This window comes from Acinetobacter sp. MYb10, from assembly GCF_002980175.2.
GTDB classification, from domain to species: domain Bacteria; phylum Pseudomonadota; class Gammaproteobacteria; order Pseudomonadales; family Moraxellaceae; genus Acinetobacter; species Acinetobacter guillouiae.
The window spans coordinates 2,631,816-2,653,683 of sequence record NZ_CP058272.1; the positions used below are offsets into that span (position 1 = coordinate 2,631,816).

The 21,868-nt window shown below is 37.4% G+C and carries 21 protein-coding genes; 6 read left to right on the plus strand and 15 right to left on the minus strand.

The genetic code is table 11. From position 1 onward, the window contains the following. Window positions 1-160: 160 nt before the first annotated feature. The 4 genes from CQZ96_RS12280 to CQZ96_RS12295 form a co-directional block, all read right to left on the minus strand. On the minus strand, window positions 161-580 hold the full coding sequence (locus tag CQZ96_RS12280; RefSeq protein WP_056516545.1) for a PH domain-containing protein: 420 nt from the start codon (window positions 578-580) through the stop codon (window positions 161-163). A gap of 135 nt (window positions 581-715) precedes the next feature. Beyond that, window positions 716-1,339 (minus strand): PH domain-containing protein, encoded by a 624-nt coding sequence (locus CQZ96_RS12285; protein WP_004718435.1) that lies wholly within the window; start codon window positions 1,337-1,339, stop codon window positions 716-718. 108 nt (window positions 1,340-1,447) lie between these two features. Beyond that, window positions 1,448-2,392, minus strand: coding sequence for a lipid A hydroxylase LpxO (gene lpxO / locus CQZ96_RS12290; protein ID WP_004718437.1), 945 nt, complete (start codon window positions 2,390-2,392; stop codon window positions 1,448-1,450). 227 nt (window positions 2,393-2,619) lie between these two features. Continuing rightward, complete coding sequence (locus CQZ96_RS12295; protein ID WP_105714616.1) at window positions 2,620-3,612, minus strand: hypothetical protein; 993 nt, start codon at window positions 3,610-3,612, stop codon at window positions 2,620-2,622. 432 nt (window positions 3,613-4,044) lie between these two features. Between CQZ96_RS12295 and fadB the strand changes: the two genes are divergently transcribed. Continuing rightward, on the plus strand, window positions 4,045-6,198 hold the full coding sequence (gene fadB / locus CQZ96_RS12300; RefSeq protein ID WP_105714615.1) for a fatty acid oxidation complex subunit alpha FadB: 2,154 nt from the start codon (window positions 4,045-4,047) through the stop codon (window positions 6,196-6,198). 12 nt (window positions 6,199-6,210) lie between these two features. Then, entirely contained in the window at window positions 6,211-7,383 is a 1,173-nt protein-coding gene (gene fadA, locus CQZ96_RS12305; protein ID WP_004718442.1) for an acetyl-CoA C-acyltransferase FadA, read from the plus strand. Between the two features lie 297 nt (window positions 7,384-7,680). Here fadA and CQZ96_RS12310 read toward each other — a convergent pair whose 3' ends face one another. Continuing rightward, window positions 7,681-8,190: a hypothetical protein gene (locus CQZ96_RS12310; protein ID WP_105714614.1), complete on the minus strand. Its 510-nt coding sequence runs from the start codon at window positions 8,188-8,190 to the stop codon at window positions 7,681-7,683. Window positions 8,191-8,428: 238 nt separating this feature from the next. On the opposite strand from CQZ96_RS12310, the gene CQZ96_RS12315 reads away from it, so the two are divergent. Then, window positions 8,429-8,794: a MerR family transcriptional regulator gene (locus CQZ96_RS12315; RefSeq protein WP_105714613.1), complete on the plus strand. Its 366-nt coding sequence runs from the start codon at window positions 8,429-8,431 to the stop codon at window positions 8,792-8,794. 12 nt (window positions 8,795-8,806) lie between these two features. Here CQZ96_RS12315 and CQZ96_RS12320 read toward each other — a convergent pair whose 3' ends face one another. Both CQZ96_RS12320 and CQZ96_RS12325 read right to left on the minus strand, forming a co-directional pair. Beyond that, window positions 8,807-9,622, minus strand: coding sequence for a DKNYY domain-containing protein (locus tag CQZ96_RS12320; protein ID WP_105714612.1), 816 nt, complete (start codon window positions 9,620-9,622; stop codon window positions 8,807-8,809). 50 nt (window positions 9,623-9,672) lie between these two features. Beyond that, window positions 9,673-10,422 carry a hypothetical protein gene (locus CQZ96_RS12325; RefSeq protein WP_105714611.1) on the minus strand — a complete coding sequence of 250 codons (750 nt, stop codon included), beginning with the start codon at window positions 10,420-10,422 and terminating at the stop codon, window positions 9,673-9,675. Between the two features lie 191 nt (window positions 10,423-10,613). On the opposite strand from CQZ96_RS12325, the gene CQZ96_RS12330 reads away from it, so the two are divergent. Further along, window positions 10,614-11,315 (plus strand): DsbA family oxidoreductase, encoded by a 702-nt coding sequence (locus CQZ96_RS12330; protein WP_004718454.1) that lies wholly within the window; start codon window positions 10,614-10,616, stop codon window positions 11,313-11,315. A 723-nt stretch (window positions 11,316-12,038) separates the two neighbouring features. Beyond that, window positions 12,039-13,184 carry a hypothetical protein gene (locus CQZ96_RS12335; protein WP_035372393.1) on the plus strand — a complete coding sequence of 382 codons (1,146 nt, stop codon included), beginning with the start codon at window positions 12,039-12,041 and terminating at the stop codon, window positions 13,182-13,184. Between the two features lie 81 nt (window positions 13,185-13,265). Here the strand turns inward: CQZ96_RS12335 and CQZ96_RS12340 are convergent, their stop codons facing one another. The 6 genes from CQZ96_RS12340 to CQZ96_RS12365 form a co-directional block, all read right to left on the minus strand. Then, on the minus strand, window positions 13,266-13,676 hold the full coding sequence (locus tag CQZ96_RS12340) for a hypothetical protein (RefSeq protein ID WP_105714610.1): 411 nt from the start codon (window positions 13,674-13,676) through the stop codon (window positions 13,266-13,268). Between the two features lie 61 nt (window positions 13,677-13,737). Next, the gene (gene htpG, locus CQZ96_RS12345) at window positions 13,738-15,669 is read right to left on the minus strand and encodes a molecular chaperone HtpG (RefSeq protein WP_105714609.1); all 1,932 of its coding nucleotides are present in this window, start codon (window positions 15,667-15,669) and stop codon (window positions 13,738-13,740) included. Between the two features lie 92 nt (window positions 15,670-15,761). After that, window positions 15,762-16,103: a lysozyme inhibitor LprI family protein gene (locus tag CQZ96_RS12350; RefSeq protein WP_004818519.1), complete on the minus strand. Its 342-nt coding sequence runs from the start codon at window positions 16,101-16,103 to the stop codon at window positions 15,762-15,764. A gap of 167 nt (window positions 16,104-16,270) precedes the next feature. Then, the gene (locus tag CQZ96_RS12355) at window positions 16,271-16,882 is read right to left on the minus strand and encodes an OmpW/AlkL family protein (protein ID WP_016539694.1); all 612 of its coding nucleotides are present in this window, start codon (window positions 16,880-16,882) and stop codon (window positions 16,271-16,273) included. 379 nt (window positions 16,883-17,261) lie between these two features. Continuing rightward, window positions 17,262-18,680, minus strand: a complete 1,419-nt coding sequence (locus CQZ96_RS12360) for a Na+/H+ antiporter family protein (protein ID WP_004718465.1) — start codon at window positions 18,678-18,680, stop codon at window positions 17,262-17,264. 144 nt (window positions 18,681-18,824) lie between these two features. Further along, window positions 18,825-19,700, minus strand: a complete 876-nt coding sequence (locus CQZ96_RS12365; protein ID WP_105714640.1) for an alpha/beta fold hydrolase — start codon at window positions 19,698-19,700, stop codon at window positions 18,825-18,827. 119 nt (window positions 19,701-19,819) lie between these two features. Between CQZ96_RS12365 and CQZ96_RS12370 the strand changes: the two genes are divergently transcribed. Beyond that, entirely contained in the window at window positions 19,820-20,308 is a 489-nt protein-coding gene (locus tag CQZ96_RS12370) for a PaaI family thioesterase (protein WP_004718468.1), read from the plus strand. Window positions 20,309-20,481: 173 nt separating this feature from the next. On the opposite strand, the gene CQZ96_RS12375 is transcribed toward CQZ96_RS12370, so the two are convergent. Then, window positions 20,482-20,838, minus strand: a complete 357-nt coding sequence (locus tag CQZ96_RS12375; protein WP_004718470.1) for a hypothetical protein — start codon at window positions 20,836-20,838, stop codon at window positions 20,482-20,484. Window positions 20,839-21,232: 394 nt separating this feature from the next. Continuing rightward, the gene (locus CQZ96_RS12380; RefSeq protein ID WP_105714608.1) at window positions 21,233-21,796 is read right to left on the minus strand and encodes a hypothetical protein; all 564 of its coding nucleotides are present in this window, start codon (window positions 21,794-21,796) and stop codon (window positions 21,233-21,235) included. Between the last annotated feature and the right edge of the window lie 72 nt (window positions 21,797-21,868).

The following is a 21,868-nucleotide window of genomic DNA, read 5'->3' on the forward strand; positions in this document are numbered from 1 at the left end:
AAGCTTCTTTTATAAATCCCTTTTAAAACCATAAATCAACATAAAAGCCCCTCATCCTAGCCTTCTCCCAATGGGAGAAAGAACTTTCAATAGCAGTATGATTCACTTCTTATGATGATTCTGAAATATTTATCACACAGGATCGCTATTATCTGTTTATTTAAATCTGAGAACTATTTACTTCTACTGCCTGACGAAAGGCCTGCTGATCTCTTGGAGAAACCAAGACCTGTTTGATTTTTCCGTCTTTCATATATTCGATTTTCAAACGATCTAAAGATAATGCAGGTGATGAAATTGAATTATTGGTTTTGCTGATCTTTTGAATATTTGCCAATGGGATACGCCATTTTAAAAATAGACTATGAATGATCAAAGCTTCATCTTCAACGATATAGCGTGTATTGAAAACTGGCCACCAAATCACCGCAATAGTTAAAATATACACCGCTGTATGCTCAGGATATTCAACCATAGTGCCTTTTGCATACATGGTATAAAGCAATTGAATCAGCAGACCTGTCATTGCGATTAAAAAGCCTAAAATCCACCAATCAATTTTAGTATGAAATTTTTGCATCACGCTCTTCAAAGTTTCCCCATACAAAATATTATTCTATCTGAATTTCGAGTTAAATATGACTATAAAATCATCAATTTACATAATAAAAAACGCCCTTTCGAGCGTTTTAATTTTTGACTAAATGTCTAAACATCAATTTTTTAAATAGCGATCAAAAATTTCAGAAAAATCATAATTCTCAATTTGTCGAATACGCTGGTTGGCATAATCTTCAACTTGTTGCGCAGTCTGATTGATGATTTCAGGTAAATTTAAAATTGCCTGTTCACTGAGCTCTCGTAAGTTAAACATTTTCTGCACATTGTCAGTGCTTTGTAATAGCACATTACGTTTACGATTGATCTCTTTGCAGGTTTCACCAATGGTAAATAATGCTTTATAGAGATCGCGAATTTTCTCGATTTGTTTTTTATCAATATCAATAGAGAAATGCTGTTCACCTAATTGGAACTTGATTTCAGCATCTAAATCCACGGTACCAGCGGTTTCTAAAAGTACATTTTTAATTGGGTTGTGCTTATACAAGTAGCGGTACAACATGCGTTTTTTACTGATCGCACTTTTACCATCGAGGTGCATAAAGGCCACATTAGTAAAACAATATTCATCTGTTTTACTTTTGATGACAAAGAAAATTTTCTCGTTATCTTCATGAAAAATATAATCATCAATATCTGTTTTATTGAAATCATGTGGCTCAATAATTGTTCCAATATCACTCATACCCATCATTTCTGAGGCTAAATTTTTAAACATTTTGTGTTTCCAGCGCTTTTATAAATTATGAAAGTAAATTAAAAAAAACGAGCGTTAAACTCAAGTCAAAATTTGTTATTAAAAAAACGCCCTGACGGGCGCTTTAAATCAAATCATTTTTTCAAAAAATGCAATGATCTGTGACATATATGGTCGAATAAAAATCAGGAAGAAAATCCCTAACATCAAGAACCACTTTAAAAAGTAATACAACTGACGATTGGTTTTTTTCAAGGCTTTGGCTTTAATGCGGATTTGGTACACATAACCAAAAACTTTGTTTAACCCCCCTGTTTGATCGCCCGCCTCATTTGGAGAGCTGGCAGCTGTCATCACTTTTTTACCAAACCAGTGGTTAAAGCGCTGCATAAACCTTGTTTTTAATGGGCGCTCTACATCAGCAAAGAAGATAATACGATTTTGGTCCGTGGTATTTTCAGCATAATGAATATAGGTTTCATCAAAAACCACGCTTTCACCATCCCGCCATGAATAACGCTGACCATCTACGTCAATAAAGCAACGATCATCATTTGGTGTAATGAGCCCCAAGTGATAACGCAATGAACCTGCATAAGGATCACGATGGCGCACTAATCGACTATCAGGTGCAAGCTCTGTAAACATTGCCGCCTTAATACTTGGCAAGGTTTTCAACAATTCAGTTGTTTTCGGGCAGAGTTCTGCTGCTGACGGATGCGCTGAGTCATACCATTTTAGGTAAAACCGTTTCCAACCTGTTTTAAAGAATGAATTAAAGCCTAAGTCATCATATGTACTTGAAGCCTTAATTCCACCTTTGGCATATAACGCTTGCGCCTCTTCACGAATCATTTCCCAGTTTTCATCTAACACTTTTAAATCTTTAAAATGTTGTGTGTCGATATACGGCTGATTCGGCACTTTTGAAAACATATACATGAGAAAGTTAATTGGTGCGAGTATCGTTGAATGGTCAAAAAATTGACGATAAAACGAATGTCGCACTTTACCGCGATTTTGGATATACAAAGCAGAAATCACAAAAATCGCCAATATGATCCATTTAATCATACAGCACTCTTTTCATTAATCAGGTTAATCAAGCAACATGTGCTGATAGAATTTTAAATCTCAAAAAGGGAGAATGTTTCTACAAATTATAACAAATCTATAAATCAAAAAGCCACAATGATCTAATTGGATGTTTTTTATTAATTATTATTAAAAACAAACCAAATTTGTAGAGGTGACTACAAATTTGGTTTAAGTTTTATTAGACAGACATCTAAGTTTTTTTCTTATTTATTCCAATCAATCAGTCTTAAAGAAGCCAAAGCTGATGCAGCTTTTGAATTATATACAGCGCACCCTTTCTTAAGTTTCTCAATATTTAACGTTGCTGTTCTTCTTTGTTCATCTGTTGTGGCTATTCCCAGCAGTTTTTCCCATTGTTTAATTTCTTTAGTACTCGTCCATTCAATACTGCTGTTGTAATCCGCCAAATATGTCCTATTTTGATATTTAACTGCTACCGCATCACTATTCCCCACACCCGTATCGGTTTCATAAATGGTCGTCCACGGAACATTTTGCCAGCTACCACTTGAATAGCGATAAGTTATACCTAATGCTTCATATTTTTTATTCAAATAATCAACATAGCCAAGATTGTCGTTATTAAATTCTTCAAATGTTTGATTAAACTCATTATCTGTATTGAAGCTAAAATAGTCTTGGTTATTCTTTCGAGAAATAAAACGATAACAGTTACTTCCCTGTGGAAAACGATCATTGCCATATGAAGCTAATAATTTTCGTGCTTCAAAATAACTATTTTCACTATCAAAACCTAAACTACGATAGCCAGGTAAAACCGTATCAAAAATATTTTTTCCTGAGATATCAATTTTTTCTAGTTTAATATCCGTTTTAACATTACCAATGAATGTTGAGGTCCATGAAGTCAAAGAATTTAATGCAACTGTATTCACCGCAATATCTCGCGGAGTATATAATTTGTTGGCTGTTAATATGTATTCATCTAAACTTTTGTTAGCTTCCGTATCCTTAAACTGTTTATTAAAAATTTCAAAATATTCCATAGTTAAATTATCAGAATCATTGTCTAATTCATAATCAACGAAATAATAGCGCGTTCCATTATCTAAGCTGTCTTGTGCCGTTGAAGTGTTCGAATTATTTGATGAGGAGTCACCACCGCCTCCACATCCAACAAGTAATAATGATAAACAAATAGCAGTGAATGCAAGTTTCTTTTTCTGTATAGACATAATGGGTTCTTTTTTGTGATAAATACCAAACAAATATTACATTTGCTATACAGAATATTCAATTTATTTTCAAAATTTCATAGGCGAAAAATTAAATTCAATATCAATTGACCTAAATGACAAAAAAAATGAATCACTATGTATGCCTATTATTATCCATTTCGCTAAAGAAATGTTCAAAGAAATTCACATTAAATCAATAAATTTCAAATATTTATATAATAAACCTATAAAATTATTAAAATTTAAAAGCTTAATTTAATCTTCTACTCAAAAAAAATTGATGACCCTTGCGTCACGGCTTGATACAACTTGTTAGGTTATTTTTAGATATAGTTATCGTAAGATTAGTGAAGTCGAAATGTGTGCGGGAATTGCATACACACTTCAAAACATCAACTTAAGAAGTCCTCCAAAAAAGGAGATCAGGGCATGATCCACGCTGGCAATGCCATTACCGTCCAATTGCTTTCGGACGGAATTGCAGAATTCCGCTTTGACTTACAAGGTGAGTCTGTTAACAAATTCAACCGTGCAACGATTGAAGACTTTAAAGCTGCTATTGAAGCTGTAAAAAATAACAGTGAAGTGAAAGGTCTAATCGTTACCTCTGGTAAATCAACATTTATCGTTGGTGCAGACATTACTGAGTTTGGTGAAAACTTTAAGCAAGGTGAAAGTGCAATTGTAGAATGGGCAATGCCTGTTCACGAGATTTTTAACGCTTTTGAAGATCTAGAGATTCCTAAAGTTGCTGCGATCAATGGTATTGCATTGGGCGGCGGTTTTGAAATGTGTTTGGTATGTGACTACCGCGTAATGTCAAATGCTGCAACAGTGGGCTTACCAGAAGTTAAACTGGGTATCATTCCTGGTTTCGGTGGTACTGTTCGTCTAAGCCGTTTGATTGGTATTGACAATGCGGTTGAGTGGATCGCGACTTCAGCAAACAAACGTCCAGATGCTGCGCTGAAAGACGGTGCTGTAGATGCAGTTGTTGCAGCTGACAAACTCCAAGAAGCTGCGATTGATCTTGTTAAACAAGCAATCTCTGGTCGTTTAGACTGGAAAGCAAAACGTCAAGAAAAATTAGAGCCTGTTAAATTAGACATGCTTGAACAAATGATGGCGTTTAACTCATCTAAAGGTGTGGTTCTTGCGAAAGCAAACCCTGCTCAATACCCTGCGCCTAAACTTCTTCTTGATTCACTACAAGCTGGTGTAAGCCAAAAACGTGATGAAGCGTTAAAAATTGAAGCTGAAGCATTTGCTAAAGCTGCGATTACACCACAAGCTGGTGCATTGATCGGTTTATTCATCAATGACCAAGTTGTGAAAAAAGCATCTAAAAAACATGAGAAAGGTGCTCACCCTGTTAACCAAGCAGCTGTTTTAGGTGCGGGTATTATGGGTGGCGGTATTGCTTACCAAGCGGCAAGCAAAGGCACACCAATCATCATGAAAGACATCGGTAACCCACAGCTTGCTTTGGGTATGTCTGAAGCGAATGGCTTGTTGACTAAACAAGTTGAACGTAAAAAGATGACGCCTGCAAAAATGGGTGAAACACTTGCACGCATCCGTCCTACTTTAAGCTATGACGAGTTTAAAGAAGTTGACATCGTGATTGAAGCAGTCACAGAGAATCCTAAAATCAAGGAAGCTGTGTTACGTGATACAGAAGCAAAAGTTCGTGACAACACAATCATTGCTTCAAATACCTCTACGATTTCAATCACGCGTCTTGCAAATGCATTGACTCGTCCTGAAAACTTCGTGGGTATGCACTTCTTTAACCCAGTTCACATGATGCCTTTGGTTGAAGTGATCCGTGGTGAGAAAACATCTGAAGAAGCAATTGCGACAACTGTTGTTCTTGCTCAGAAAATGGGTAAAACACCAATCGTTGTAAACGACTGCCCTGGCTTCCTTGTAAACCGTGTATTGTTCCCTTACTTTGGTGCGTTTGACCTTCTGCTTAAAGATGGCGCAGACTTCCAACAAGTTGACAAAGTCATGGAAAAATTCGGCTGGCCTATGGGACCTGCTTATTTGATCGACGTTGTGGGTATCGACACTGGTGTACATGGTGCTGAAGTTATGGCTGAAGGTTTCCCAGACCGCATGAAGCCTGACTATAAAGGCGCGATCGAAATCATGTACGAAAACAAACGTCTTGGTCAAAAAAATGACATCGGCTTCTACAAATACGATCTTGATCGTAAAGGTAAGAAAGCGAAATCTATTGATCCAACTGCGTATGAGCTTGTTGCAACGATGGCAACAACTGAAAAGCACGAGTTTGATGCTCAAGAAATTATTGACCGTATGATGCTCGCGTTCTGTAACGAGACTGTTCGTTGCTTAGAGGACAACATTGTTTCTACTGCTTCTGAAGCAGATATGGCAATGATCATGGGTGTAGGTTTCCCTCCATTCCGTGGTGGTCCAGCGCGTTACATCGACCAAACAGGTGTTGCTGAATATGTTGCGCTTTGCGACAAATATGCACACTTAGGTAAGGCTTATGAAGCGCCACAAATGTTGCGTGACATGGCTGCAAACAACAAAAAATTCTACGGTTAAGGAGCAACGTGAATGGCTACTTTAAATCCACGTGACGTTGTCATCGTTGATGGCGTACGTTCTGCAATGGGTAAAACCAAAAACGGTATGTTCCGCAATGTACGTGCTGACAGCTTATCTGCTGAATTGGTTCGTGCTTTAGTTGCTCGTAACCAGTTTGATGTCAATGAAGTTGAAGATTTGATCTGGGGTTGTGTTAACCAAACCCTAGAACAAGGTATGAACATTGGCCGTAACATCGTGTTATTGGCTGACTTGCCGAAGACTGTTGGTGGTCAAACTGTAAACCGCCTCTGTGGTTCTTCTATGCAGTCAATCCATACTGCTGCGGCGCAAATTGCAACCAACCAAGGTGATGTATTCATCATCGGTGGTGTAGAGCACATGGGTCACGTTGGTATGATGCACGGCATCGACCTTAACCCAGAAGCATCTAAGCATTATGCGAAAGCATCTAACATGATGGGCTTAACTGCTGAAATGTTAGGTCGTATGAATGGCATTAGCCGTGACGAACAAGATGCGTTTGGTGTTGAATCTCATCGTCGCGCTTGGGCTGCAACTCAGGAAGGTCGTTTCAAAAACGAAATCGTGGGTGTTGAAGGTCATGATGCCAATGGCTTCAAAATCCTTTGCGACATCGACGAAGTAATTCGTCCAGATGCAAACCTTGAAGCATTCAAAGCATTACGTCCAGTATTTGATCCTAAAGGTGGTACTGTAACTGCTGCGACTTCTTCTGCATTGTCTGATGGTGCATCGGCAATGTTGTTAATGTCTGCTGAACGTGCTCAAGCTTTAGGTCTTAAGCCACGTGCTGTGATTCGCTCTATGGCGATTGCAGGCTGTGATGCTGCGATCATGGGTTATGGTCCTGTTCCTGCAACACAGAAAGCGCTTAAACGTGCTGGCTTAACAATGGAAGACATCCAAACCATCGAGTTAAACGAAGCATTTGCTGCTCAAGGTCTTTCTGTAATGAAAGGCTTGAACATCTATGACAAGCAAGACAAGATCAACTTAAACGGCGGTGCGATTGCATTGGGTCACCCATTGGGTTGTTCAGGCGCACGTATCACCACTACATTGTTGAACGTGATGGAACAACAAGATACTCAAATCGGTCTTGCAACGATGTGTATCGGTCTTGGCCAAGGTATCGCGACAATTATCGAACGTGTTTAATTCTTAATTAAATACTAAGATATAAAATCCCCGCTTAATGCGGGGATTTTTATTAAAAGTGATCCAACTTTCCCTAAAAGACTCTATTCATTTTGAGTTTTTTATAGATCATTTTACTTTTACTCACTTGATCTGCTGCAGACAGTTTAGAAACCAAGCTGTAACTGTAGTCGTTGAATTGTTCTCGCTATTATTTGCATAGCATTCACCAAGTTTAATTTTAGGACAGAACACAATATACAAAAAAGCCAATCTGCAGATTGGCTTAATGAAATAATCAAAATTTTAAATAACGAATCACTTAGGCAGAGCACTTTGCCACTTGTCACCTAACAGAAAATTCAAACGATCTGTATCAATATTCAACTTAAAAGTTCCATTACGAACTGCTTCTAAGGCTTTCTCGCGATTCATCCCCATCGAAAGTGGCTCCATCATGGTAAACAAACCTGACGTTGGATCAGAGGACTGCAAACCGGCAGCCACAGCCAAAACATACTCTCTGAGTAATGGTGAAGAAATTTGATTTATATTCGGTTCAGAGGCTTTGGGCTGCATATCAAGCACAGCAAAATTATCACCTATCACATAATTTTGGATCTCATTCTCTTTTTTAATGATCTGATGTTGTAACGCTTTACGTACATCCTTAGCTTCTTGATAAGGAACAACACCTACAGCTTCTTGACGCAATTCAGAATCCGCCATCACTTTAATGGTAGGCAATGAGGCAACTTCTTCTGCCTGTACAGTGGGTAACCAAACAGAAAGAGCCGTTGCAAGTATCGAAACTTTGATAAAGTTCATACATTTCACCTAAAAATAAATCATCCTATAAATTTAATAAAATGATTCAATACATTTAATATTGTCTATTAAATAGGCTATAACAAATTATAGCGAGATTCACTAAAGCTCAGATAAACGGTAAATACTGTTAAAATTCTGAAATAAAGATTAAATAGGTTTTGCTCATTCAACAGCTTGAATAGAGCCACCGATAAATTTTTTCAACTGATCCATTTCAGTTTATAAGAGGTCTATTATGAATCTTGCTAAAGTTGCTGAAATAACTCAAGTCAGCCCGCGTATGCTCCGTTATTATGAAGAGCTAGGATTAATTCGTCCGCAACGAACAGCGAATCACTATCGAGATTATAATCAAGCAAACATCGAGGATATTCAAAAAATTAAAGTTCTCAATGATGCCGGCATGCATTTAAAAGACATTAAATTATTATTGCCATGTTTCGATTTGGCTGAGGAAAAACTTACCTTATGCCCAGTTGCCAAAGAGACATTAGAAATGGAGTTAGAACATATTTCAGAAAAATTAGCCAAACTCAAAAAATCTCAAAGCTTATTAGCATCTTTTTTAATGCAAGGAAAAGTTGAAGAAACCAAGCGCTAATTGAGATCAACCTCATTGAAGCGCTTTGACTCGCTCTTTTTCTTCACTATTCATATCCTTCCAAGCTTTTCGATCATTCCAAAACCAATAGCCATTTTTATCCTGTGCAATACATCCCGCATCAGATTTAGTTTTAAAACTTGCATAATCAGCATCGTCAAGTTTGCCAAAACGTTCTTCATAAATATTGTGCTTGTCTTTTGCATAGCAATCTCCGAGCAACTCAAAACTATTGGCATCTGCACCCTCTAAAATAGAAAAACTGCCCCCATCCAGCATGCTAAAGTAGCGATAAACATGCCGTTTATCTTTATACAAATTAGAAGGGTTTAACTGCTTGAAGCTCGCTAAATCTATAGTGTCATTCAAAGAAGGCCCATCTTCACCACCAAAACCCAAATGTCTATAAAAACGCTCACCCATGATCGACAGGCTTTTGCTAGGCAGAACATGTTCAGATAAAAACATGCTACAACGATTTGCATAAGGAAACTTTAAAGCCAATTCTCGTTGAGGATTGATATATAAATTGTCCCGCACAAGGCTCCATTGCTGTTTTTCCTGCTCAGCATTTAAAGCCGCTTGCTTTTCCTCCTCGACACATTGGTCATAATCAATTTGTTCAGCACATAAAATAGGGGCTAAGCCTAAAAAATGCTTCCATCCATAAACCTGTTTATAGGTATCGACATCCAGAATGGAATCTCGGTCAATTTGATAAACACCAAAATGATAACGATATAAAGCAACACTTTTACAATCCTGCTGAACGAGAATTGGCGTCTGGTAGACATAGCCAATCCCACCCAGCAATAGCAGTATAAACATTGTAAAAAACAACCATATTTTTATATTTTTCATTCATCTACTTCTAAAATTTACAAGGCTTCTTCTAATACTTCCGCATTTTGCTCTTTTTTCTGATTGATTTGGCTATTCAATTTCAGTACATCCTGAAATAACTGATTAAATTGTTTCACTTGAGCATCTTCTTTAAACAAAATTTGATTGCCCTGCTTCTGCCACTCATATTTTTTTAACAAATCAAACATGGTTTCAGCTTTACCTAAAATTTGTAGCTCATTTAGGATTAGGGTATTTTCAGGGTCAAGTTCAGCATTCTGTTCGAGCTTATCCTGTAAGGGTTTCTTGAGGTCTTTACGCAAATCTATTTTTTTTAATTCGTTTAAAGCCTCGGTTTTATTTTGTCTATTTTTTTGCTGATATTGCTGCATTGCTTGTCGTACAGTCACCAGCATCTGTGTTGTTTCTACATAGTTCTGTTTACGGTCTGCATCCAAACGATTTACATCTAAAAAATGATCCCATTTGGCCGCTGCGAGCTGATTTAAATAAGTGTTCCGTGTATCAACATTCTTGGCCCAATATTTCAATAAAAACTCAGACAAGGTTTTGTAATCACCTTTGAGCCGATTATCATGGATATCAATATTTACTGGTTTAGAACGGTCTTGGGCTTGTTCAGAAAGTTGCCGCATTTTTTCAGTCATCACCAAATCAAATGCTTGGCGATTGGCTTCTTCATTCTTTATTGAACTATGGTCATAGTAGAAAAATCCAATAACAGCCAGAAAGATGATACCGAAAACAATCAAAAGTCGACGCATACCAAGCTCCGAACATCCTTATAGATTACTTAGAATATCCTAAGCGACTCTTTTTTGTATATTAATTATGCAAAATAACAATAAATAACTTTTGCTGAATAAGCTTAAAATGGGCATCACTTAAAAGTTTCACTTTAAATTTATGCAAACAAACCCCATCATAATCCAGAATTAGATTGTAGAGATTTCCCATGCGCGTAGATATTTGGTCAGATGTGGTTTGTCCTTTTTGCTATATCGGTAAAAAACGTTTAGAAGCTGCTGCTGAACAAGCAGGTATTGAACTTGAAGTCCATTGGCACAGTTTTGAACTTGATCCTGAAGCACCTACGCGTCAAGAAGTTTCAAACTCTGAACGTCTTGCGCAAAAATATGGACGTAGCATCCCTGAAGTCGAAGATATGCAACGCAATATTGCAGCAATGGCAAAAGAAGAAGGCATCCAATTTAACTGGGAAAATGCCAACTCAGGAAATACCTTTAATGCCCATCGTATCATTCACCTTGCACAAAGTAAGGGTTTAGGTTCAGAAGCGGAAGAAGCTTTTTTCTATAGCTATATGACACAAGGCCTACCGATTGGTGAGCGTGAAACAATTGAAGATGTCGCATCTCGTATTGGCTTAAATCCGATCGAAGTTGATGATGTTCTAGACTCTGAAGAATATGCTGACTTTGTAAAATTCGATGAACAAGTTGCTCATGAACAATTAAAAGTAACAGGTGTACCATTCTTTGTCTTTGATCAACGTGTGGCTTTAGCGGGTGCTCAACCACGTGAAGTCTTTGTACAAGTGTTAGAAAAAGCCCTTGAAACTGCGAATGATGCTGAAATCGAGCAACAGGATGGCCCTGTTTGTGCTGATGACTCTTGTGAAGTTCCAAACAAATAAAATCAGCAACTGGAGAAATTCCTTGAAGGAGTTTCTTCAGTATTCAATAAGCATAGTAATATTTAAGAAAATGGTTAAAAAACCAACATAAACTGATCATAAAAATATACTAATGATTTCTACGCTTTATTTTTAATGGGTCATTTTTTAAAATTTTACGTGCCATTTTTGCAATACAGCGTTGCAGAAAAGGAACTATTCATCGTGTTTTTCTTAGACTAATATCTTTAAATATTTTTCGTTCCCACGAAATTCATGCGCTGTAGTTTCTTTTTTAATTTTCTTATTTTTTTAAGACACAACACCTCCTCTTTTGGAGGTGTTTTTGTTTATACCACAATAAAATCGGCCTTGAGGATAAAATTAAAGTTATCCACAACAGCGTATAATTTTTCTTCATTCTCGATTTTCAAACGTTTATGGGATCTATTCACAATCGCTTATCTATTCTTCTTGGATAAGTGCATATTTTGTATCTAAAGCAATTTTTAGCTTAAAAGCTTTACTACAATTGGGCTGTGGATAATAAAAGCACTCATCTATTCAAAAACAGCTTAAACTGCGCTTTGGTTCGCGATATCGCTGATAGAATGCGTTTCATTTTAAATAAATTTATGTTTTTTGTACTTAAAATAGCGATTCCATTGAAATTCAGTGTTTTTTTAAGGCATAGTTATACTGAAAATTAAAAACTGAATGACTCAAAGTTTAAGAAGTGTGCATATGAATAAAATATCAATCTTCTCAAAACTACCTTATGTCTTAATATTAGGCGGTTTTTTTGGGAACGCTGCATTTGCAGAAGTAAATAGCAGTCTTGAAGCGAATGCTAAAACGGGGAAAGTCGATCAGCAACCTTCTTTAGCCACCACCAAAGAAAATGAGATCGGCTTGCTCAACTATATTCCAAAAATTGTTGACTCAACACCGACCATTTTTCCTGAACAATCTGATCAGGTTATTGTTCCCCCAACAGATGCGACAGAAGATCAAACTTGGGCCGACAAAAAGCAGAAAAAGATTAGCAATTGGGCAGACCGTACAGCCAATAAAATGGACAACTGGTTTGGAAAAACTGATCCGGCACATCCAGCATCAGCAACGTTGCGGATCATTGTTGATAATCAATGGAACAAACATGATGGTTATGATGTCAATCCACGTATTCGAGGGAAAGTAAAATTACCCACACTTGAAAACCGTTTAAGTGTGGTCTTTGGTGATGATTCATTAGATGATGAAATTTCCAATAATATTGCGATCAATAACAATCATGCTGATGGCAATCCAGATAAACGAGTGGATGGAAAACAAATTCGTGATGATAACAGCTCGATTGCTTTACGTTGGTCACAGCTTTCTAAACGCTTACCTTTTGACATAGATGCAGACCTTGGTATTCGTTCAGGCGATGATATTTATGCACGTTTAAAGGCCCAAAAGGATTGGAAACTGGGGAATGATTTTACTTTTCATGCAGAACAAATTTACCGCTATGGGATCGATAGTGAAAACTATTTAAGAACCAACTTAGAGCTAACCCATGCTCGCCCCAATCAGCCCTTTATTTCTAACCAATTCTATGTGACGTATGCAGATGAACAAGACGATGATTTAACTTGGGATAACCGTACTTATCGTCAACATCAGTTCTTTAAAAACAATCGCTTTAACTACGGTATCTACACTGGCGGTTATTATAATGATAATGATCTTAAATTAAACAGTTGGGGGCCTTTTGTGTCTTGGCGGCAACCTGTTTGGCGTGAATGGTTTTACGTACAAGGTGATTTAAATTATTTTAATGATCGTCGTGAAGATCGTAGCCATTTCCCAAGTGCTTTGGTCCGTTTAGAAGCGTTATTTTAAGCATCAGCTGAATCTTTAAGCTGAACTGTGGATAAGTTTCGACTTATCCACTGATGTTGATAAAACGCCTGCCACATCCTTTTAATTCAATGAGGCAATTGAAAACAATTCAAAAGTAAAACTATAAGCGGGACCAAAGTCGCTTGAATTTGGCATATACATTGTTTCGTAGGTCATTCGCCCAATCGCCCTAACTTCTTTATCGACTAAAGCATCGTCTATTTTAAGGCTTGGATGTACTGCTATCGGTAACGCCATTCCCCCTTTCCCATCGCTAGCTGCAAGTTCATAGTTCTGACCATTTTTTTTCAATATACCAATCACAGCAGCCTGTGTATTTTGTCGTAAGAACATGGCGTTATGTACTGAAAGATCTGTGGTATTTGCATTGCGCTTTTCAACAGGTGGAAGTTCATATGCCATTCCTACTGTTGTAGCTAAACTGAGCAATACAGAACAGCCTATACATTGAATTCTTTTAAATTTATTCATTGAATGTTTTTTATAAAAAAAGCCTATCTTTAAGATAGGCTCTGTTAAAACAAATGACGACTTATTTAAGCAATAAATTGTTAATACGTTTTACATATTCCGCAGGATCATCAGGTAAACCACCCTCAGCAATTACTGCCTGATCAAAGATCACATTGGCTAAATCATCAAACTGTGCTGAACTTTCCAATTTTTTCACTAAAGGATGTTCTGGGTTAATTTCCAGAATTGGCTTAGATTCAAGTACAGCCTGACCCGCTTGTTTTAACATACGAATCAATTGTGGAGAAAGCTCACCATCGCTGGTTACTAGACATGCTGGTGAGTCCACCAAACGCGTTGTCACACGCACTTCTTTGGTCTTGGCTTTTAATGAATCAGAGAGCTTTTCAACCACAGGTTTAAACTGTTCTGCAGCAGCTTCAAGTGCTTTTTTCTCTTCAGCATCTTGTAAATCACCAAGATCGACTGCACCCTTTGCGACATTTTGCATAGGTGTACCATCAAAGTCATGCACAAATTCCATCGCCCATTCATCAACACGGTCTGCCATAAGCAAAACTTCAATGTCTTTTTTACGGAACAATTCAAGTTGTGGTGAGTTTTTTGCAGCCGCTAAGCTATCGGCAGTCACATAATAGATGGCTTTTTGCCCTTCTTTCATGCGTGCTTTATACGCTTCCAATGATGTTGAAACTTCATCATTGCTCGAAGTAGAGAAGCGTAAAAGTTTTAGAATACGTTCACGATTACCAAAGTCTTCACCTAAACCTTCCTTGATTACTGAACCAAATTCAGCATAGAAGGTTTTAAATTTGTCTTGGTCAGCTTGATCTTCTGATTTTGCTAAAGCATCCAATGTTGTCAATACACGACGTGCATTTCCTTCACGGATGGTTTTCACATCACGGCTTTCTTGTAGAATCTCACGACTTACGTTAAGTGGCAGATCAGCACTATCCACCACACCTTGTACAAAACGTAAATAATTTGGAATCAGATTGTCTGCATCATCCATAATAAATACACGTTTTACATAAAGTTTGATGCCTGCTTTAGCTTCACGTGTGAAAATATTACTTGGTGCTTTACTTGGAATATAAAGCAATTGGGTATATTCAGTACTGCCTTCAACTCGGTTATGCGCCCAAGCCAGTGGTGCATCAAAGTCATGGGTTAAATTCTTATAGAATTCTACATACTGCTCTTCTGTAATTTCGCCTTTGCTACGTGTCCACAAAGCACTTGCTGAGTTAATCGCTTCCCATTCATCTGTTTTAACATAATGACCTGGTTTTTTCTCTTCGCCTTCAGCAGCTTCTTCTTCCTGCCAAACTTCCTTCTGCATTTCGATAGGTAAGCTGATATGGTCAGAGTATTTATTGATAATTTGTTTAACTTTATAAGATTCTAAATAATCCAGCGCATCATCACGTAAATGCAAAATAATCGATGTTCCACGTGAAGTCTTCTCAATTTGTTCAACTTCAAAATCACCTGTACCGCCACTGATCCAACGTACACCTTCTGATGTATCTAAACCTGCACGACGAGATTCAACGGTAATCTTATCAGCAACGATAAAACCAGAATAAAAACCTACACCAAACTGACCAATCAGTTGCGCATCTGCTTTTTGGTCACCAGATAGCTTTGACATAAAGTCTTTGGTACCTGATTTAGCAATCGTCCCTAAGTTATCAATGGCTTCCTGTTGGCTTAAACCAATACCATTATCTGAGATGGTGATTGTTTTAGCATCTTTATCTAGGCTTACACGAACATGTAAGTCTGGATCATTCTCATAATATTCAGGATGGTTAATTCCTTCAAAACGCAACTTATCACATGCATCTGAAGCATTTGAAATCAGCTCGCGTAGGAAAATTTCAGGGTTAGAATAAAGTGAATGCGTCACTAAATGTAAAAGCTGAGCCACTTCTGCTTGAAAGCTATGCTTTTTTGAACTGTGTTGTACGTTCTGTTCACTCATAAAATCACTCCGTAAATTCATAACGCTTTTTTATTGAATGCATTAGAAATGGAGTGGTTTAAGCATATTTCAATAGGAAAATTTAATTTTTTTTAAAATGGCCCTTGTTGGTAAACTCGATTCATATAAATTTCTAGTTTTTGCTGACGCATCTGATACGCATCGGTTAAACAGCGTAGATTGTCCTGACATTGATTGCGCAGTTGTAACCATTTCACTTGCTGATCCTGTATCACGCCCCGTGTTCCCATCGGAACGAGTTTACGGATAATGGTATAGGTGGTCGCCATTTTGACATCTGCATCGTTTAAACTGCGATGCTCACAAATGGCATGTTCGCTTTTGGTCTGAGCATGCTCACAATTAAAACTTGCAGCATTGGCTATAGTGCTGCTACTTAACCCTACAAATATTATAAAAATTAAATTTTTCATATCATGTCAAAGTCTTATTGATGTTCTGATAGATTAAATGGATTTAATCAGCGCTTATATAGCTAAAAATAACTATTTTTTATTGCTTCTTGTTTCAATATATAAGGCTCTGTAAAAATAAAAAAACTCGGTAAATTTACCGAGTTTTTTATGATTCTAAAGCAAACTTAGAATCTATAGCTATAACCCAAAGTATAGATAACTGGATCAATATCTAAATCAAATTTTGCAGCAGTAGTATTACCCGCTTTAACAGTCACTTCTGGGCTTAATTGAGCATAACGGGCATCAAAGAAAACACCCCAATTTTTTGCATCAGCAGGTTGGAAGTTAAAACCGATTTGACCAGCAAAACCAAAATCTTCTTTAACTTTAACCTTAGTGCCCGCCAATGCCCCAGATGATTCCTCATCCCATGCAAGGAATGCTGTACCACCAACACCAATATACGGTGTAAAACGTGTAGAGTTTTTAAAGTTATATTTAAACGTTACAGTTGGTGGTAAGTGTTTAAGGTTAACTGCTTTTTCACCATCTAATTTCACATCGTGGCTAATTGGTGTAGCTAATAAAACTTCCGCAGAGAAAGGTGTTTCACCAAAGATATATTCTACAGAAGGCGTAAAAGCATATTCATGGTCTGCCTTCACAGTCCCAACACCAGCAACTTTGGTGTCTTGTGTTGGTGCAATCACCGAACCACCAACTTTGACTTGCCAATCTGCAAATGAAGCAGAAGAAATTGCCATTAATGCAATAAGAGCAGTTTGCTTTAACATTATAAATACCCCAGCGTTGTTATTAATAAGCATTAAACATAGGTATTAATAATATTGCAACATTTATTTAAATCAAAAATTATCATATATTTTCAAATAATTGTTATATAAGTAAATTTATTTTAACCATATCAATATGGTTGGTTTTTAAACCCAACTTAATTAATCAAGTTTATTTAATTAAAACCAAGTATTTTAATCAAGATAATATTATCGATTGGTTAGTTATTTTAAATAAATAAAATCATAACTATTATTTTATTTTTTAATATTTATAGGAAATTTCTCGCAAACACAAGTTATTTCAGACTAAATAACCATAAAAAAAGGAGATTCATCAATCATTTAATGAATCTCCTTATGTTTGATCAATGCCGGCTTATAAAACCATCGCTGCAATCCAACCAAACACCAATAATGGAATATTAAAATGGATAAATGTTGGAACAACTGTATCCCAAATATGATCATGTTGCCCATCTACACCCAAACCAGCAGTAGGTCCTAAGGTCGAATCTGAAGCTGGTGAACCCGCATCTCCTAGTGCTGCCGCAGTACCAATTAAGGCAACAGTTGCAAGCGGAGAGAAGCCGAATTGTACACATAAAGGAACATAAATGACTGCAAGTACAGGCACACTTGAAAATGATGAACCAATTCCAATCGTCACAAATAATCCAATAAATAACATCAAGAAAGCAGCCAGCGCTTTATTGTCACCAATCAAATGAACAACACCGTTAACCAACTGATTTATGTCCCCAGTATGGGTCATCACAGATGCAAAACCCGCGGCAGAGATCATAATAAAACCGACCAATGCCATCATACGCATCCCTTGTACAAAAACATCATCCGCTTCTTGCCATTTAAAAATCCCTGCGGCAGAAAGAACAGAGAATCCAACCAATCCACCAAGAATCATCGAGCCTGAATACAATTGAGAGATCAGGGTTAAAATGATTGCCAGCAATGCCATAACAATAGTTTTCTTGGCAATCACAGGAGCTTCTTGTTTGGCTTCTTGCTCTAAGGCAATGCCATCAGCTTTTAATACCTCAACATTTACCGCACGAAGTGGTTTATCTAAATCAATCGTGGTAATTGGCGCAACATTACGATCAACATAAATACGCGGTTTACGATAACTGACAAAAACGGCAAATAAAGTACCAATCACCATACCCAATACAGGAATAGCCATTCCCATAGGCATCATGCTTCTTTCAACATGCAAATGATAAGCAGCGCCAATTTTGTTGATATTCCCCATCAGAATTTGTTCAAGAAAAATTGCACCAAAGCCTACAGGCAAGAAGATATATGTGCCGACCAAACCTAAGGTCAGTACACATGCTGCGGCACGACGGTCGAGTTTCAAGTGATTCATCACTTTTAATAACGGTGGAACAAGCACAGGAATAAACGCAATATGCACAGGGATTAAGTTTTGTGAACAAATCGCGGCAATCAGTAAAATACCCAATAATAAGAATTTTACTTTGGTTGCTTGTTTCTGCGTGGCTTCCATACCGAGTAAGCCAATCAGTTTATATGCCAATAAATCGGGCAAGCCTGACTTTGAAAGTGCCAAAGCGAAAGCGCCTAATACCGCATATGCCAAGGCAACTTCTGCACCATCACCTAAGCCCGCATTAAATGCTGTAACTGTATCTGACAGACTTAAACCTGCAACCAACCCACCTATAATTGCTGAAATAACCAATGTTAAAACAACAGAAACTCGTGCCAGTGACAAGATAAACATCACGGCAATCGCAATAACGACAGCATTCATGGAGAAATTTACGAAAATTTGAAAGCCGATATTTTATCAGATTCACTACAATGAAGCTGTAATTTAGTCGAACTGGTCATAAAATGAATAGGCCATGTGAAAACATGGCCTATTTTTATAAGAGCTCACATCATTTTAAGCGAATCAACTCTCACTATTTTTGAGTGCAAATGTTTGAATATATTGTGCAATCTCTTGTGGTTGGCTAAGTACTGCCCAATGGTTTGCATCAACTTCTACACGTTCAAAATCTGTTGCCCATTTAGGCACTTCATCAATCAATTCTGGGCTTACAAATTTATCTCTTAACAGTACAACAGCCTGTACAGGACATACTGCATAACGCTCACGTGGTCGAGTTAAACGTGGAAGAAAGTTAGCACGGTATAGTCCGATACCATGTTCACCATCTTTTGCAATATTTTGGTTTAACGGTAAGCCTTTCTTTTTCTCAAGTTGCGTTAAAATTGCGCCCCAGCGTTGTGGACTAAAGAAATGCCAAACGGTCGGTGCAAGAAATGGTAACTGGAATGCAACGATATACCAAGATTTAAATAACTGCTTAAAAAATTTAGGCTTTTCATGCAAGAACTGTTCGCGCATCCAAAAAGCAGCATGATCTAAGCAAGGTCCAGACATGGTGGTATAAGACAAAATACGATTTTTAAATTTAGGTTCAGTCACAGATTCCCACGACTGAATCGAGCCCCAGTCATGCGCTGCAAGATGAAAATTACGATTGGGCAGTAGCTCATTTACCACGCACTCTAAATCCAGAGATAAGCGTGCTAAGCCATAATCACGAATTCGTTTCGGTACAGAAGACTGTCCTGCCCCACGCACATCATAAGTAATGATGTAAAATTTTGAGATCAATTGTTCAATAATCGGTTCCCAAACTTCCTGATTATCAGGATAGCCATGCACCAAAACCAATGCAGGGTTTTCAGCATTACCCCATGTTTTTGCATAAAGTTTTTGCTTATCTTGTGTGGATATCCAATAAGTTTGCACTTGCATTGAGTCACCTTTTATTGTTTTACCATTGGCTGTGATTTCGTTGTAGAGGGCATTTGGATCAATGCCACATTCCATTCAGTTCTTTATTATGGTTTAAAAATCGATAACTAGAATTGACCATGAATGCGCTAATCAAAAAACTACAGACAATCCCATTTGTTTCCAAGTTTATGTTGAATCATTTTTCTCCATATAAAGGTGCAGGGATTGAAATCGAAAAAATTGATCTAAAAAACTATCATGTTCGGGTCAAAATGCCACTGACACATAGCAATCAAAATATTGTTGGTGTGCACTTTGGCGGTAGTTTGTATTCAATGGTTGATCCATTTTATATGCTTCTTTTAATGCATCATCTGGGTCCGAAATATATGGTTTGGGATAAAACCGCAAGCATCAATTTCCTTTCCCCTGGACGTAGTACGGTTTATGCAGATATTCGTTTAGATGCGATTGAAATCGAACATGTCAAAGATTTAGCGGAAAACTATAATCCAGTCTATCGTAACTATACCGTGAATATTTTTGATGATTCTGGTTTAAGAATTGCTGAGGTACAAAAAACCGTATATATCCGTCGTAAAAACCCCCACCCCTTAAAACGCTAAACAAGATTAAAATCAGTCTTGCTAATGCGAAATATCAATAGGATGCCGCAATAGTACTAAGATGGTCAGATCTTTTAAGCTTAGATATGAATAGGGATAAAAAATAAGCGCATCACGTAATCAGCAATGCTAATACGTTGCGCTTATTTTTATTGAGTCTTGGGTTTAGACGCTTACTTATTTTGCTCAATAGCAGCACCAGCACCACCACCGATCGCGCCACCAATTGCAGCACCGGCATCACCGCCAAGAACACCCTTACCAAGGACTGAGCCAATACCCGCACCGATACCACTATAGGTTGCATTGCGATTTGAACCATTATTGGCTTTGCTTCCTACAGCAGCACCACCGCCTGCACCAACAGCAGCACCAACGCCATTACCTGCATGATTACCTACACCGCCACCAACAGCACCACCAAGGGCCGCTGAAGCAATACGCTTATCATTTGCTGACATGTTTTCACAACCTGTAAGCATCACAATAGGTAAACTCACACACATCATAGTCATTACTATTTTTTTCATGTTATTCATCCTTTCTATCTGAACTTACAAATGCAGTTGATTACCACTGATTGTATGAAAACACTAATTTATGGATTAAATTAAATTTTCATGTTGCCATTTGTAGTCTTTGATTATCAAAGATGCACCATCTAATTTAAATAACATTCATGTTAATAACAAATTATTAGATCGCTTTCATAAATCAAAAGATGATCATGTTGAGTGAATTATATTGGTATTGAAAGTCCCTTCTCGCTTTGGTAGAAGGCTAGGATGAGGGAAATTTCATGTTTATTTATCGTTTTAAAAAGGCGTTATGAAAAAAGCCTATCTTTGAGTAACCGCTTTCTAGTTAAAATTTTAAAAACAAGGGGTTAACCATCAAATACCTCAGAATGAATTTTAATTTTGTTTATTTAAATTTTTCTTTGAGAAAATGATAACTTGCATAAACAAGCATCAAGATTGCCAGCTGGCTGAATACCAAGAAAAGCATAAAAAAGAGTTCAGCAAAGACAACACCAAGTTGATAGTGATACAAGGATTGGAATAAATAGCCATTTCGACCTAAACCTATGGTCATATCTTGTTTCGCGAAATGCCATTGCATCATCGAAAAACTAAACCAGATAAACCCAAGAATACATACAACCACAAGCACTCCATCCCACAACTTAAACTGCGCTGTCTGGGGCGTTGTTTGAAGTGTAGTTTCACACTCTTCTTGCCAAATCATGCAAAATAAAAAAACGGCCCAAATGCTGCTCAATAGTGAAAAATATGCAGTCACCGATACAGTATAAAAAGCTAAGGGACCAAACCTTCCCGTTTGAATCTTTAATTTTTCTGTGATGAATTGAAATACATCGTGCTGCCAATTCATTTCTGGCTGAGCTGGTAAAAACATCAACAAGCAAACTGGAACGAACATGACTGCCAGTAAAACTATCCATATATTTCTAATTTTAACTGCCATTTTTAATGTTTGTGACTGAGGTCTACTCAGTATATAAAAAAAGACGCCCTAAGGCGTCTTCTTCATTTCAAA